Genomic DNA, 15,324 nt, shown 5'->3' on the forward strand with positions numbered 1-15,324 from the left:
TCTCCTAGCTTTTATTATTGGAGCGTTTGTAATGGACTCACTAGGTAGTACTATGACAAATGAAAAAGGCAGCCAAATACGTGAGTGCCTTTTTCACAAGGAAGAGGTTTTGAACGTTTATAATTAGGTTAAACATATTGTAAAGATTATTTTTTATTTATTCTGCATATTTAAATTATTCATTGGTAATGGTACAATAAAATGATGGAAAGAGGATATGATGCTTCTTTCTTAATAAAGGATGAAGAAATATGGATATTAAGGCTCAGCAAACAAAATTGGCGAATAATTTGGGCAAATTGTTACGAGATAACTTTGGAAAAGGCCCCGAAGCTGTTCATGTTACAATTTATGAACCTTATGTTGTTATTTATGTCAGCGGGTTTGTATCGCCGATGGAACAAGTACTGTTAGACCAGAATGAAGAACTTCAGGTGATGACTACAAGAGAGCTTTTAGTAAAGACTCTTGAACCTCAAATTACTGGGCAAATTAAAGGGATTACAGACCTTGACATACAGCACTTATATTATGATTGGAACTTAGATCATCACTCTGGAATTTTTGTGGGAGTTTGTCTAGACGATTTGAAAGCTGATTTGACTGAGGGCGACCCTTACCCAGGAAAACAAGAAATTCATGATCGAATTACAAAGATGAGTGAGATTGCACAAAAAGGACCTGAAAAAATCTCTTCATATAAACTAAGTGATCGCACATTGGTCGTCGTACGAGAAGGAATACTGGTAGCTATTGAAAAGCAGCTAATTTCGTTAGGTTTTGATGACACCCTGCGCATTTCTAAGCGTCCTTTGGAAAAAGGAATCTTACGACAAAACGATGACTATGATGAGATATTAAATGCAGACATTCTTGATATTTTTGTAGATTGGGATTTTGAAAAGGATAATAGTATTATTACGCTTATCCTAAAACCAAAAAATTAATGAGGCAGTAATGAATTGGACACACTGTGCCAAACATAAGCCGAGGAAGCAAAGGACATACCTTTTCTTTTTCGGCTTATTTTTGTTGTCTAAAAAGAGTAAGTCCTTTTGTAACGGAATAATTCCCTAAAACAGCACCTAAAAATAGGATGTGCCAACAGAAAGGATTTGGTCGGGATGGCTGATAATCATGAGATTGTATTGTTTATAAAAGAGCTTCGCCGATTGTTGCAGGATTACCAAAAGTATGACAATGAATTATACAAAGAAGAAATTAGCAAGGATATAATACTTTTAAGTACCATTATCTATGGAAGTAAAATTGGAATTTTAAATAAAAGAAGAATCTTTAAACACAGGAAATACAAAGCTAAACAGAAACCAATCTATTAAAGGTATACTAGTATGCCTCGTTTACACTTTATAAAAAGTGAATTCTTATTGCCGAAAATGATCTTATGATGAAGAAGGATTTTTCATAAAACATCACGAATAGTATACCTTATGAAACTAGAAACTAGGTGCACCATCTATGGATAAAACGAAACTGGAAAAAGAATTAAGTAGCTATATGGGAAGGTTACTTCGTGAAAACTTTGGAAGAGGTCCTGGAGGTGTATTCACCGTCATTTCTCCTCCTTTTATAACCGTTTATTTTAAAGCCTTTTTATTACCTTTAGAAAAGGCTTTGTTAGACAAGGGACAAGTTATCTATGTTCAAAAAACACGTGATTTGTTAATGGAGACTTTAATTGAAGAGATAAAAGGATATATACAATTAAATATACATTTAGATATTAAAGAATTTTATTATGATTGGAATTTAGAGCTGCAGTCTGGGATGTTTGCCATGATCCATTCTGATAAAGAAAACATAGCTAATCATTCCTATAAAAATCAGAAATTGCTGCATAAAGAAGTTGAGGAAGTAACTCAAAAAGCAGAAAAATTCCCTCACGATGTTTCTTCTTATTTATTAGATCAGAGAACACTTCTTATAATCAGGGAAGGTATTATGGTAAGTATAGAGAAAGAATTAGTTCAATTAGGATTTGAAGAAAACCTTACATTGGCTAAAAGAAATCTCGAAAAAAGGCTACTTCATGAACATAGTCAATCATTAGAAATAATTTTAGATTCAAAGGTAACAGATATACTAGTAGCATGGGACTTTCATAAAGATAAAAGTACAATTCTTCTGATTTTAAACCCAACTTCATAAAGGCACTGATAAGCTAGGCACTGAACTAGATGTAGGCCAAAAAGAAAGGTTATCTAACCTTTCTTTTTGGCCTATTGTTTTTTTACTACTATTAAAATAAAGAAAGTGGTGATACTTATGCTATTTCAATCGGATGAAGGAAAGGAACCTCTAACTGTTCAGATACACACGGAAGGGGATATAGTAGAAGCCCGTCAGAAAGGGCGGATGTTCTCTAATTGTTTAGGCTTCAGTACACTCGATCAAGCCCGAATTATTACGACTATTTCAGAATTGTCCAGAAATATATATAAATATGCCACTACCGGAAAAATTATAATGGAAATAATAGAGAAACAACCTGAAATAGGACTCAAAATAATAGCTATAGATAAAGGACCAGGCATTAAAAATATTCAAAAAGCGCTGGAAAGTGGCTATACAACGTCAGGAGGGTTAGGCGTTGGTTTATCAGGGGTGAAAAAATTAATGGACGAATTCACCATATCATCTCAAGAAGACCATGGCGTTAACATCCAGGTTATAAAATGGAAAAAAAGAAATAAATAAAAGAAAACGTTTATCTAGATTATGTAGGAAGATGTATGGACTTAGTAGCAGCTAAAAGAAGAAATATCTAGATAAAGAAGCCGAAGAAAGACTGCATTCCCTCTTCACGAAAGAACCCTCCACTAAATAACAGGTATCTCCTGAAGAATATGATCCCCTTGATTTACTTTGGCCTATGGTCTAAAAAAACTGAGATTAAACTAGTAACTCTATTCTCAGTTTTACGCTTTATCCTACAAACTCCCTTGGTTTTTATATAAGGTATGTATTACAGTCGCTGATTACAGACAGATTTATGTAATAATTTATTAAAAAAGTAATTATTTTCAGATTGTCTCATAACCATGATTTCTGAAACAGTTCTCTATTCGTAGTTCATCAAAAGCTTTAGAGCAATGGAGGAGATAGGGTATGTACGGACACTTACCATCACTTAACTCAGTTATATAAACAAACAACGCTCATATACATTTATTGAATGGCTTTTTTAAACTTGTCGCGGATGAAAATATAAATGGATAAAGAATACATAGGAGGAGAAAACATGTTTGTTCATATAGTTCAACCTGGTGATACGTTGTCTTTAATAAGCAGTAGATATGATTATCCCATTGCGCAGCTTAGGAGTGTGAATGGGTTAGAAGAAACGAATATTGTTCCAGGTCAAGCCTTACTTATAGCTTCTTATGTATACAGAGTTCAACCTGGTGATACAATGAGCAGCATTGCTAAAAAAGCTTATGTGTCCCTAGAACAATTAAAAAGGGCTAATCCTTCAGTCCATTATAATTATTTGCAGGTGGGAATGAAAATAAAAATTCCTAACATATCAAACTACATTGCAGGTACACTGCAATACTATGCTGTTCGAAATCCAGAGTTAGATCGCAGTTTAATTACTGATTTTGCAACTTATTCCTCGTCCATTTCTATCTTTGAATATCATTTTGGCAGCAATGGAGATATCATGAATAATTTAAACGATTTAGTAGCGATTGAAACGACTTGGAAAAACCGAGTTACACCGTTAGTTACGATTACTAATCTAACTTCTGAAGGATTTAGTTCTGATCTTGCCCACCAAGTTTTAAACAATCCTCAGGCAAGAAACAATCTTGTGAATAATATTTTTTATTTAATATCTAGAAAAGGCTACGGCGGGGTGAATATTGATTTTGAACGTGTAAAGGCCGAGGATAGAGATCTTTTTACAGGATTTTTGCGTCAGCTGGGTGAACGTTTAAAACCTGCCGGATACGTGCTGACCATAGCGGTTCCAGCCAAGACAAGCGAAGATATTCCTTGGTTAAAAGGATATGATTATGGGGGAATAGGTGCCGTTGTTAACTATATGTTCATTATGGCATATGATTGGCATCATGCAGGCAGTGAACCAGGGCCTGTTGCACCTATTACTGAAGTAAAAAGAACAATAGAATTTGCGATAAAAAGTGTTCCGCGAAGAAAACTTATCATTGGAGTCCCTTTGTATGGATATAACTGGTCAATTCCTTACAAGCCTGGCACAGTAGCATCCGCTATATCCAATCAAAATGCAATTAAAACAGCGATGAGATATCAGTCTCCCATCCAATATTCTAAGGAGTATAAATCACCATTTTTTCAGTATAGAGATCAAGCGGGACAGATGCATGAAGTATGGTTTGAAGATGTAAGAAGCATGAGTGAAAAAATGGTGTTAGTTCGTAAATTTGGTTTGCAAGCAATAGGAGCTTGGCAATTAACGCTTGGATTTACGCCAGGGCCTTGGCTTTTAAAGAAATTTTTCACTATTAGAACGGTATAAATAGTACTAATTTTTATGGATCAATTTAGATATTTTTCAGTTAACAGTTATTCGATATACGTGGTTAACAATAAAAAAATTCTATTTATAGTAACTTATAAGAAGTTGGAGGGAGTGCTATGGCAAAAAGGATAGATGTCTCAATAAAGCAGCATCAATTAAAACTATATGATGGAGCTAAATTAGTAAAGACATATCCTATTGCTGTAGGGAAAATGATCACTCCAACTCCAACTGGAAAATTTAAAATTATTAATAAAGATACTACCCCTCCAGCTGTATTTGGTCCCTTATGGATGGGACTGTCAAAACCTACATATGGAATACATGGGACTAATGATCCAGCTTCTATTGGCAGAGATATGTCACATGGATGTGTCAGAATGGACAATGAAGATATTCTAGAACTTTCCTCTGCAGTTCCTATTGGAACGCCGGTTTATATACATAAATAATAGTTTAAGAAGAGCACGACTGCTTACATTTAGCTAATTGTCGAGATCGAGGGTATCAAAGTTTAAGTATATGCTATACAATCATGGGCTTTTTGTACGAAAACAAAAAAGTACCCCGATTAACAGAGGTACTTTTAGCATTTTAACTTATTTTGATGCTGGAGACGTAGTAACTTCTGGAGACGTTACTTTGTCATAAAAATCTACGAATTTGTCACGATCCTCGCTATCACGGTAAGCCATAGCAACACGTGGATGTTCATTCAGTACACCAGAAATCATGTAAGGAATGATATAGCCCCATTCCCACTTTTGACGCATTTCAAGCATATGCTTTTCAATTACGCCAAGAATCGGTTTCATCTCATAGCTTGGTTTTGGTATGTAGCTAACAAGCAGCTCTGTGTTACAGTTACCAGCTGCACGGCCCATACCATAAACAGATGAATCAAGGAATGTAACGCCATTACGCATCGCAGTTAATGTATTAGCAAAAGCTAGCTGCATGTTGTTATGCGTATGGATACCAAGCTGTTTGCTAGGAATCATGGCTTGAAACTTTTTCACTTGATGCTCAATATCCGCAGGGTCTAGGCTTCCAAAGGAGTCAACGATATATACAACATCTACAGGGCTTTTCTTTACCATTTCAAATGCTTCAATAAGCTGATTTTCCGGTACGCTAGATAGTGCCATAATGTTAAGTGAAGTCTCATAGCCCAAATCGTGAAACATTTTTATAAGCTCTAAGCCTTTATCTACTTCGCGAATATAGCATGCCACTCGAATCATATCTAACATACTTTGTTCACGCGGCAGGATGTCGTTTGGATCTACACGCCCAATATCTACTAAGGCAGATAGCTTCGTAAACTTTTTCTCAGGGATAATTTCTTTGAGAAAGTTATCGTCAAGAAATCTCCATGGATTGGGCTCGGTTGCTTGAAGAAGCTTAGGTGAATTTTTATAACCGATCTCCATATATTCAACGCCGGCTGCGCTTAGGCCGTTATATAAGTCTTGCACAAATTCAACGCTAAAATTCCAATTATTAATTAAACCTCCGTCACGAATGGTACAGTCTATAATTTTGCCATTATGTTCCATGTTAGTTGTTTCCTCCTATGTATTCATTTATATGAGTATTATTTTAAACTTTATCGCTTTTATGCTTTTAAGCACTAAACTCTCCTATTGTGTTTATACCATGACTGATTCAGAGGCGTCAATGTATTTTCTAAATGTGTCTCTGTTTTACTGTATTCCATGGGCAGGAGATGCTTTGGCTTTTCATCCGCTTGATGCTCTTAAAACAACATCAAGTTCAGCAGTACAACCCCTAGTATATACAAATACAGCGCATCTTACAGCACTACTTACTGCAATAAAGATTGTTTTTTAAGTGAAACTGTTTATTAGAGAGGGAACTACCATTAGTATTTAGGTTATAGGTTTAGAGTTCTCTATAATTAATCCATAAATTTGGGAAGAGATTTAAAACATGATAAATAAGAAACTTTTTTCACATTAACAGTTGTATAGGAAGTATTAGTTGTTACTTAATTATTCTAATTTACTTATCTTTACATCGTCCAAAATGTAAGGAATGATAAGAGTATAGAGGTAATAAACATCGCAATCAACGGCTTTAATGCTTTTGTTCGAAGAGCCTTCATACTTACATTTAACCCTAAGCCGACCATAGCCATTGTTAAAAGAAAGGTAGTTAGAGTTGAAATATCATTCATAATCGTTTTAGGTATTATAAGGTGCTTACCGACGACATAACTCCCAAAAATACTCATGATTATAAAACCTATTAAAAACCAAGGGAATTCAATCTTCGTATCCTTTTCAATTTTTCCTGTTCGCTTCATCCAGTACATTAAGATAAAGCTTAATGGCACAAGTAAGAGCACTCTGCCTAACTTAGCCAACAGTCCAATAGCTAGGGCATCGCGTCCAGCCGGTGCTGCAGCTAGAGCTACATGGGCAATTTCATGGAGACCTACGCCTGACCAAATTCCATATTGAATATTTGTTAAATGTATATAAGGTCTTAAAATGGTATATCCAATCGCAAATAGGGTTCCCACTAAAGCAATAACACCAGCTCCGATAGCTGTATCTTCTTCTTTTGCTTTTACAATCGGAGAAACAGACGCAATAGCTGCGGCACCGCATATTCCTGTTCCTATCCCTAAAAGAAGGGATAAACCACTATCAGCCTTCATCCATTTGGCTAGAAAAACCGTTAAAACAATCGCAAATACAGCCGTTCCCACATCGCGAAGTAACAATCCTAACCCGTGATGAATAACAACATCAATATTAAGCTTTAGTCCATATAAAACAATCGCATAGCGTAACAGCTTTTTAGAAGAAAATTCAATTCCAGATCTTATTTTTTCAGGGTACCCCCAAATTTGACGATAAATGACTGCCATTATAATTGAACAGGCTAGTGGACCGATATGATTAAACCCTGGGACTTTCGCTAAGCCATAAGCAAGTAAAGCAAAAAGAAAAGTAAAAGCAACTCCTCCAGTCCATAAAGAAACAGTAGATGATGTTTTAGCATTTGTTCGTGAAAATAGATTCTGCTTTTGGGCTTTATTTATAGTTATCATACATTTCATCTCCAATATGAATTCTTATCAAGCGCAGCTTCACACAAGAAGTGTATATTTTAACTATAAAAGACGGTTTATTATTAGTAAAATATAGATAAATGATGATTATAATTAAAAATATTAATGAACAATACAAAAAAACAGCAAGTTGATTTTCAGTGACTCTGAAGATCAACTTGCTGCTTTTGTTGGTTTTTATCCCTTAATACACGTTTTGATATCTGGTTTAAAGGTTGTGTGTGTTGGTTCATGTTTTTTCTCCTTTACTTCATATCGGTTTTCTTACATTTTTTTAGAGTAATATTAAATTAGATTGCCTTTTTAGTTATCTAATTAGATAAAGAAAGGACAACTTTTGGTTACGAGCGGCCACTATTTCTTTGCCTAATTTAGTGTAACAGAATAGTCTCCTTAGAATTGTCAAAATTAAAATAAGATAAAAAGCAACCTCTGGTGATAGGGAGTTTGCTTTTTTATTTGTTCACATAATCCGAATGTTTCTAAAATAAAATAGACAATATATTGACTAAATTCTCGAAGTGTAATACTCTTATTTTAGACATTATATTGTCTAAAATGGAGGCTGAATATGGATATTTATAAAGAGCTTTTCTTAATGCAGCAAACTTACGCTACTTTATTTTCTCTGGCAAATAAAATCCAAGTAAAAGGTGATAAATCTCTTGAACTTTTAACATCAAGACAGCATATGGCGATGGTGGCAATTGCTCATTTACCTGAAGATGAAACAACATTGAATAATATCGCTCGAAAATTAGGAACCACAAAACAAAGCGTCAAACAGTTAATTACCATTATGGAAAAGAAGCGTTATGTTGACGTAGTTCCTAGCAGTAAAGACAAGCGTGCAGTTAACGTAAAAATTACAAAAACGGGAAAAGTGGCACTGCTTGTTGTCTCAGAAAAAGGAATTTTCTTTTTGGAAGAACTTTTTAAAAAGTTCTCAACTGAAGAGCTGGAAATAATGTGGAAGCTTTTAAAGAAACTCTATAGCTTTGATGGGGAAGAACATGATGGATTTGAAGAAGAAGGCAACATCAAAATGGATGATGATCACAATGAATTACAGTTGAGAGTAATAAGGGAGCTTGAAAGTCGAAGAGTTCAAGCAATTGATAATATGAGAAAGAATATATAAAAAAACTCGATAGGCTAATCTAACTTAAAGCATATCGATTAATCCTTTTAAAATTTTAAAAATAAAGGATAAGGGAGAGCAATCATTATGTTTGAAATCAGCGATGAAACTTTTAGGGATTGATAAAGAAAAGAAAGTTGCGTCCGTCGTTTTAGCTAATTATAGACTAGGTAGAAATAATGATGAACATATAGGAATGTCTTTATTAGAAAGCCTGCAAAAGTCAAAAGATATATAAGAATAGTCTACAAAAAAACGAAGAAAATTAGTCTATTACAGTTCACCTTACCCCTTTAATTTCAATTAATTGAGAGATTATCATCAATATACCCAACTTCAAGAAGCATAGATTACGCTTCTTTTTTTGATGAAACCGTGCTATTATCATTAAGGTTTATGAAGAACAGAAGATCTTTGTTTTTACGTGCATTCTTTTGGTATAGTGTTAGAAATAAGGAGTGGATAGGTTGGTTTTTACTGAATTCTTCCAGCAGTTTCCCGTAAAGGTTTTAACGGTAGCGCTGCTGATTATACTTATCGTTTATTTTATTCGCAAATTCATTAAGCTTTTCTTTGACAAAACGAGCTTCTTAGATGAAAAACGAGAAGAGACGCTGATGCATTTTTCTAATCAGGTGACAAGAGTAGTAGGCCTGGCTTTTTTCTTTATTTATGTGCTTAGCCATTTCTTTGACTTCGGAAAGATACTCACTAGTTCAGTAGTGTTGGCCAGTGCCTTGGCAATAATCCTCCAGCATATTATCCGTGATTATATAATGGGACTGACTTACTTGTTTGAACGCCAGATCCATCACGGAGATTATGTTATTCTCAACGGAAACCGCCAAGGGAAAATAGAAGAAATCACCATGCGCTACTTAAAGATTCGTCAGTATGACGGTTACCTCTATACAGTCTCATATAGCAACATTACGGAACTACAGAACGGAACCCGAGGAAGACGCCGGGTAAACGAAAGTCTTATTCTCAACTATAGGCAAAATCCGGACGATGCCTTCAAAGTAATGGAGCAAGTAGCACAAACATGTAACGAGAAATATGGTCAATATTTGTTGAAAGATGTGAATGGAATTCCTATAGAGAGCTTTCAATTCAATCAAATTACTGAACTGAACGTAGATTTTAAAGGTCACCAATATTCATTATCAGGACTTGTGAAGGAAGCAGATTTTGTAGAAGCGGGTCAAAAGGTGAGATATGAACTCGCAATGGCTGCCTACAAAAATGACCTAATGATGGCTGAAAGCTTCGAGACAAGTCATTAAAAATAAAACTCGTATCTTGTTTATATACAAGCTTTTATACTTAAGATAAAAACACCCTTTTAATTTTTTAAAAGGGTGTTTTTATTTTTAAAAATATCTATTAAGTACTTCTCCAGTACAAATTAATTATCTGAAACAGAAAAAATTAATTTGTACATCTAAATTATTCTTCTAGTGACATGGTAAAATTAAACAAAATACTAAAAAAGGTAAAGGGGGAGTAACTATGTCACAAAAAGCTGATTATACAAAAATTAACTCAAAAATGTGGGATGAGTGGGCTTCAGCTGGAGGAGAATGGTCATTAGCTATTAATCATCAAGACTTTGTAGATGCAACTCAAGGTGTTTTTGATATTTACTTAACACCTTGTAAGCCTGTTCCACATAACTGGTTTATTCCATTTAAAAAAGCAAAAATATTGGGACTTGCTAGCGGAGGAGGACAGCAATGCCCAGTCTTTGCAGCACAGCATGCAGAAGTTACAGTGTTTGACTACTCTGATAAACAATTAGAATTAGAAAAAATGGTGTCCGCTAGAGAAGGCTATTCTATTGATTTAGTTAAAGGCGATATGAGTAAGACATTTCCCTTTGAAGATGAGACGTTCGATATGATTTTTAATCCCGTATCAAACTGCTATATTCAAGATGTTGAACACGTTTGGCAAGAATGTTTTAGAGTTCTAAAAAAAGGTGGCGTTCTGCTATCTGGCTTTGCAAACCCTGCTCTTTATTTATTTGGAGAAGGTGAGAAAGCATTACAAGTGGTTAATAAATTACCTTATGATGGAACTAAAAACACGGTAGAAAATGATGAAGAACTTATAAAGAATGGCGGTGTACAGTTTAGTCATTCTTTAGAAACTCAAATTGGAGGACAGCTAAAAGCTGGATTCACCCTACAAAATCTTTATGAAGATCATCACCACAAGGGGAAAATCACTGAATATATGCCTTGTTATCTGGCAACTAAATCCATTAAATAATAGTTGGTTATCATGTTGAATGAGCTACCTCAACTTTTTTCAATACGGCGTCACAGTGGAGTGGTGGCTCAAAAATGAGATGCCATATTCACCGAGAGAAATAGCAGAAAAAGTAGGGAGCTTTTAGAAAGAAACTTATAAGCTTAGGTTTAGTTGAACAAAAGCTTTAAAAGAATAAAATTATCCATCTCCTATTCTTAATTATAGTATCTTTTTTGTTTCGATTTGGTAATAAAGGGTAAATGTTCTAAGAATCACCTAAAAATAGGAGGAGATCAAATGAGAAAAGCGAAACAAGCTGTTGTAGCTTCTGCCGTAGGTTTAGCTGTGTTAGCGACGCCATTAGCTCTACCGAATTTAGGAGGTTCTGCAGGCTCCGCAGAAGCTGCAGAAGTTGGAGGAGACGTAACAGTTGATCCCGTAGCCATAGGACAAGCGATTGCAGATGCGGCTAAAACAGCCGACAATCGAAGTGGGTTCGTTAAGGGAGCAATGGAAAAAGCATTCTTTGAATCAGGTCAACAATATAATGTAATAGTTATGAATTTGAGCCAAGGGTATAATTCAGATCAATTACAAGGTGTTCAATATTTTGATACCGTAGATTATGATGGTATTACGTATGGTGTCTGGGTATTTGAAGAAGGAACATTTATTAATGAAGGCGATGGAGGTTATGATAACTGGGCTTTCAGAGGATGGTTTGAACGAACAGGAGATGACGAAAAAACAGTCGATTTTCATAGACCTTAATTAAAAATGAAGATAAAGATAACAAGAGATTCCCATCAGGGAAGAGCGTATGAAGAGCCTTTACCGTCATGGTAAAGGCTCTTCTCATTTAATAAGTTTTCGTTTTAATTAAAGGAGGTGGAGTTAGTATAGTTTCATGGACACCACTTAATTAAGTCCTTACATTATAAAAAACAAGGCATCATTAAAAAGAAGTAAAATATAGTTAAGGAGTTTATTTAAAGCGTTAAGATTTTTTTAATTCTTCTTCCTGCTGACTTATATAAGCATTGCCCCACTTCTCTAAAGATTTTAGTATTGGAACAAAACTTTCTCCAAGATCTGTTAAATAATATAAAACCCTTTTAGGGTTATCGTTTGTTTCTTCCCTTTCAATCAATCCGTTTTTTTCCATATTCCTAAGCTGCAGTGTAAGGATGCGCTGGGTAATACCCGGTATTTCACGGCGCATTGCATTATAATACATGGGTGATTTTGATAACAAAGATAAAATAATACCTTTCCATTTACCACCCATAATATGCATCGTTAACTCAATTGGACAAGCATGTTTTACAGTTAACGTACAAGGACCGTATTGATCACTTTTAAAGTCTGACATTTTCTCACCTCAATGGCTAGTAACAAAATTGTGCCTTCTTGTTACGTCTATTTTTTCTTACTAAACTTATATTGTCAAATAAAACAAAAGAAGGTGCATCAATTGGAATTTGTCCAAATCTCTAGCCATATTTACAAACTTACTTACAAAACCATTGTGGGAATTCCAGTCAAAATCAATACATGGTACGTGCTAGATGGTGAGAATGTTCATATCATTGATACCGGAATGAAAGACTATGCACATACTCAGTTAAATATAGCAAAATCTTTAGGTATCCCCAAAAGTATCTTACTGACACATGGCCATTTAGATCACATTAATGGCGCCAAGTATTTAAGAGATAATTTAAATATTCCTATTTACGCACACGAAATTGAAACGCCTTTTATCAATGGTGAAAAGCCATATCCAAACAAGGCAGAAAAGGAAACAACAGGCGTGGAACATCAAGTTGAAAGTTTAAGTGACAACATCATTAAAAAGTTACCTTTAGATGTATATTTAACGCCCGGTCATACACCAGGACATGTGATATACCATCATAAAGATGACAATGTGCTGCTAACTGGAGACTTATTCTTTTCTAATGCTGAATCCTTACATCCACCGATTCGAAAGTTTACAGTTGATATGGGTGAAAATATCAATAGCGGGCGAATTATAGATGAAATTAAACCTTCTATTATTTCTTCATCACATGGCGAGGATGTCAAATATAACTGTGATTTATATCCTATTTATAAATTTATATATGAATAAGAGGGAGAAAAATGAAAATACAATTATTTCAAATGGAGATTATAGAAGGAGAAGTTAAGCAAAACGAAAACCGCATTGAGTCCTTATTTGAAGAAAAGCTTCATATAGATACTGAGATTGTTGTGATACCTGAAATGTGGAATACGGGTTATGATTTAAAAAATATAGCAGAAAAAGCAGATATTGATTTAAAGAGAGCTTTTCCTTTTATTCAACGTTTAGCAATTAACCATCAAGTGAATATCATTGCAGGTTCAGTTTCAAATAAAAGAAATGAAAATATTTATAATACAGCCTTTGCTGTATCAAAAACGGGTAAGCTGCTCTATCAAAAAGATAAGATACATCTCGTGCCGATGTTGGATGAACATCATTATTTAACAGGGGGAGATGAAGTCCCAGATGTCTTTGAGATTAACAATATAAAAGCCAGTCAAATTATATGCTACGATTTACGTTTTCCAGAAATCACACGCTACCCAACGTCTCAAGGTGCAAAAGTCATATTCTACGTTGCACAATGGACTACCAGAAATATAAACCATTGGAGAACACTATTGAGGGCAAGAGCTATAGAAAATTGTGTTTATGTCATTGCATGTAACAGTGTAGGAAATGTAAATAATAAAAATCATGTTGGCAACACATACGCGGGGCATTCAATGATCATTGATCCAAATGGAAACATTGTAGAAGAGGGGGGAGATCAAGAAGAGATTATAACTGCGGAAATCCATATACAGAAAGTTACAGAACAACAAAAATACATCCCAATATTTGAAAGCCTGAGACCGGATGTTTATAAGCATGCAGAATAGAAATTTGTATATCATATCCAGCTTAAAAACAGAAAAAAATGGGTTGCAAATGCCCAAGTTCTGAAAGCATTCTAATTGTATTTTGTTCCAAAATGTACTAACAACAAATAAAAAGTAAATACGTGAAAAAAGAAAGCAATCTCATTCACAGGTATTAAAGTGAGGTTGCTTTCTGATCTATTAACAGATTAATCCGTTAATAGATCATCATCTCAATTTTGAGTGTTATCAGAATATCTTATGAAAGTTTACTAAAAAAAGAGGCAATTTCACCTGGAAATACTATATTTTTTAAAATTAACATATGTATAAAAGGTGCACTTCTTATACATTAGGTTCTCATCCACCTACTGAGAAAACGTTGATCAGTCAACAATGTATAAAAAGCTGCATACTCCGGAAAAAGGGACCTTGGCAGTCCCCGTCCTTCATCAAGGGTTCTTTTTTATGATGTTTTCTGAAAGAGTGATTATGTTAACAGATTATGTATGAATTATATATACGTCTTTATAAGGATTTTAATATATAATTAAGGTTAAAAAAGAATTATTTTAGGAAGAGGAAAATGTGTGAAACGTAATCGATTGTTGCTTTTATCGTTAATTAGTAGTTTGTTAGTTATTTTAGTGTCATTGTTCCAGTGGGATCTGATTGATATTATAACAGAATTTTTAATGTTACCTATTTGGTTATTTGTATATGCTTTCTTTATCATAATGACTATATGGACATTGATTCATCTTTTAAAAAATAGAAAGTGGCAGCCGTTTTTTATTCAGCTCATTACTATCTTATTATGGTTTTTCTTTCCATTCAATCAAATCAACTTAGATCTCAACTTTAGAATCCATCAAGATAAGAGAGAAGAGGTTGCAACTAAAATAGAAAATGGTGTTATTAAACCTAATGTACCTAATAGTCCATCACTTATTCAATTACCTAAAGAGTATACTCAATTGTCTAAAGGTGGGGGCGACATCGTAGTAGAAACAAAAGGAAAGGCTAAATCAATTCTTTTCTTTACATACCGTGGGATGATAGACAATTTTTCGGGATTTGTATATAACCCAAACGATAATAAACCTTCAAAAAGCGATTTTAACGGGGATTTTAAACAAATAAAAAAAGTACATAAAAACTGGTATTATGTATCTTCTTATTAAAAAAACCTACTGTTTTGATAGTAGGTCCTTCTTGTTACTTATTTCTTTTTTAACCTTTTAACAACTTTAAAAGCTAGGAATCCTATTAAACCAATAATTATTAAGAATAATAGCAATCCCATTGGACTAAATGTACTCATAATACCATCCTTATGATTTCTATAATTTACAATGTTATCAT

At 34.2% G+C, this 15,324-nt stretch carries 17 protein-coding genes; 14 read left to right on the top strand and 3 right to left on the bottom strand.

Features of this window, described 5'->3' with window-relative positions; translation table 11 throughout:
* Nucleotides 1-251: 251 nt before the first annotated feature.
* The 6 genes from JNUCC25_RS08690 (at nt 252) to JNUCC25_RS08715 (ending at nt 4,980) form a co-directional block, all read left to right on the top strand.
* The gene (locus JNUCC25_RS08690; RefSeq protein ID WP_029324401.1) at nt 252-947 is read left to right on the top strand and encodes a Na-translocating system protein MpsC family protein; all 696 of its coding nucleotides are present in this window, start codon (nt 252-254) and stop codon (nt 945-947) included.
* Nucleotides 948-1,124: 177 nt separating this feature from the next.
* On the top strand, nt 1,125-1,340 hold the full coding sequence (locus tag JNUCC25_RS08695) for a hypothetical protein (protein ID WP_029324402.1): 216 nt from the start codon (nt 1,125-1,127) through the stop codon (nt 1,338-1,340).
* 139 nt (nt 1,341-1,479) lie between these two features.
* A complete protein-coding gene (locus JNUCC25_RS08700) occupies nt 1,480-2,169 on the top strand; it encodes a DUF2294 domain-containing protein (RefSeq protein ID WP_263033059.1) in 690 nt (229 codons plus the stop codon).
* Nucleotides 2,170-2,286: 117 nt separating this feature from the next.
* Complete coding sequence (locus JNUCC25_RS08705) at nt 2,287-2,718, top strand: ATP-binding protein (protein WP_029324406.1); 432 nt, start codon at nt 2,287-2,289, stop codon at nt 2,716-2,718.
* Nucleotides 2,719-3,262: 544 nt separating this feature from the next.
* Complete coding sequence (locus JNUCC25_RS08710; protein WP_263033058.1) at nt 3,263-4,525, top strand: glycoside hydrolase family 18 protein; 1,263 nt, start codon at nt 3,263-3,265, stop codon at nt 4,523-4,525.
* Between the two features lie 119 nt (nt 4,526-4,644).
* Nucleotides 4,645-4,980: a L,D-transpeptidase gene (locus JNUCC25_RS08715; protein WP_013056432.1), complete on the top strand. Its 336-nt coding sequence runs from the start codon at nt 4,645-4,647 to the stop codon at nt 4,978-4,980.
* 147 nt (nt 4,981-5,127) lie between these two features.
* On the opposite strand, the gene JNUCC25_RS08720 is transcribed toward JNUCC25_RS08715, so the two are convergent.
* Both JNUCC25_RS08720 and JNUCC25_RS08725 read right to left on the bottom strand, forming a co-directional pair.
* A complete protein-coding gene (locus JNUCC25_RS08720; protein WP_263033057.1) occupies nt 5,128-6,087 on the bottom strand; it encodes an aldolase catalytic domain-containing protein in 960 nt (319 codons plus the stop codon).
* A 476-nt stretch (nt 6,088-6,563) separates the two neighbouring features.
* The gene (locus JNUCC25_RS08725) at nt 6,564-7,610 is read right to left on the bottom strand and encodes a YeiH family protein (RefSeq protein WP_029324411.1); all 1,047 of its coding nucleotides are present in this window, start codon (nt 7,608-7,610) and stop codon (nt 6,564-6,566) included.
* A 592-nt stretch (nt 7,611-8,202) separates the two neighbouring features.
* Here JNUCC25_RS08725 and JNUCC25_RS08730 point away from each other — a divergent pair.
* The 5 genes from JNUCC25_RS08730 (at nt 8,203) to JNUCC25_RS08750 (ending at nt 11,799) form a co-directional block, all read left to right on the top strand.
* The gene (locus JNUCC25_RS08730) at nt 8,203-8,772 is read left to right on the top strand and encodes a MarR family winged helix-turn-helix transcriptional regulator (protein ID WP_454223113.1); all 570 of its coding nucleotides are present in this window, start codon (nt 8,203-8,205) and stop codon (nt 8,770-8,772) included.
* A gap of 91 nt (nt 8,773-8,863) precedes the next feature.
* Nucleotides 8,864-9,010 carry a hypothetical protein gene (locus JNUCC25_RS08735; RefSeq protein WP_253880741.1) on the top strand — a complete coding sequence of 49 codons (147 nt, stop codon included), beginning with the start codon at nt 8,864-8,866 and terminating at the stop codon, nt 9,008-9,010.
* Nucleotides 9,011-9,230: 220 nt separating this feature from the next.
* Nucleotides 9,231-10,058, top strand: coding sequence for a mechanosensitive ion channel family protein (locus JNUCC25_RS08740; RefSeq protein WP_223272344.1), 828 nt, complete (start codon nt 9,231-9,233; stop codon nt 10,056-10,058).
* A gap of 226 nt (nt 10,059-10,284) precedes the next feature.
* Complete coding sequence (locus JNUCC25_RS08745) at nt 10,285-11,046, top strand: class I SAM-dependent methyltransferase (protein ID WP_029324415.1); 762 nt, start codon at nt 10,285-10,287, stop codon at nt 11,044-11,046.
* A 279-nt stretch (nt 11,047-11,325) separates the two neighbouring features.
* On the top strand, nt 11,326-11,799 hold the full coding sequence (locus JNUCC25_RS08750) for a hypothetical protein (RefSeq protein WP_013056439.1): 474 nt from the start codon (nt 11,326-11,328) through the stop codon (nt 11,797-11,799).
* Between the two features lie 226 nt (nt 11,800-12,025).
* Here JNUCC25_RS08750 and JNUCC25_RS08755 read toward each other — a convergent pair whose 3' ends face one another.
* Entirely contained in the window at nt 12,026-12,400 is a 375-nt protein-coding gene (locus JNUCC25_RS08755; RefSeq protein ID WP_013056440.1) for a winged helix-turn-helix transcriptional regulator, read from the bottom strand.
* A gap of 102 nt (nt 12,401-12,502) precedes the next feature.
* Here JNUCC25_RS08755 and JNUCC25_RS08760 point away from each other — a divergent pair, with 102 nt between their 5' ends.
* From JNUCC25_RS08760 to JNUCC25_RS08770, 3 genes are all read left to right on the top strand, one after another.
* Nucleotides 12,503-13,162 carry an MBL fold metallo-hydrolase gene (locus JNUCC25_RS08760; RefSeq protein ID WP_029324417.1) on the top strand — a complete coding sequence of 220 codons (660 nt, stop codon included), beginning with the start codon at nt 12,503-12,505 and terminating at the stop codon, nt 13,160-13,162.
* Between the two features lie 11 nt (nt 13,163-13,173).
* Nucleotides 13,174-13,980 (top strand): carbon-nitrogen family hydrolase, encoded by an 807-nt coding sequence (locus tag JNUCC25_RS08765; protein WP_263033054.1) that lies wholly within the window; start codon nt 13,174-13,176, stop codon nt 13,978-13,980.
* Between the two features lie 569 nt (nt 13,981-14,549).
* Complete coding sequence (locus JNUCC25_RS08770) at nt 14,550-15,143, top strand: hypothetical protein (protein ID WP_029324420.1); 594 nt, start codon at nt 14,550-14,552, stop codon at nt 15,141-15,143.
* Nucleotides 15,144-15,324 lie beyond the last annotated feature (181 nt).

The organism is Priestia sp. JNUCC 25 (assembly GCF_053667915.1).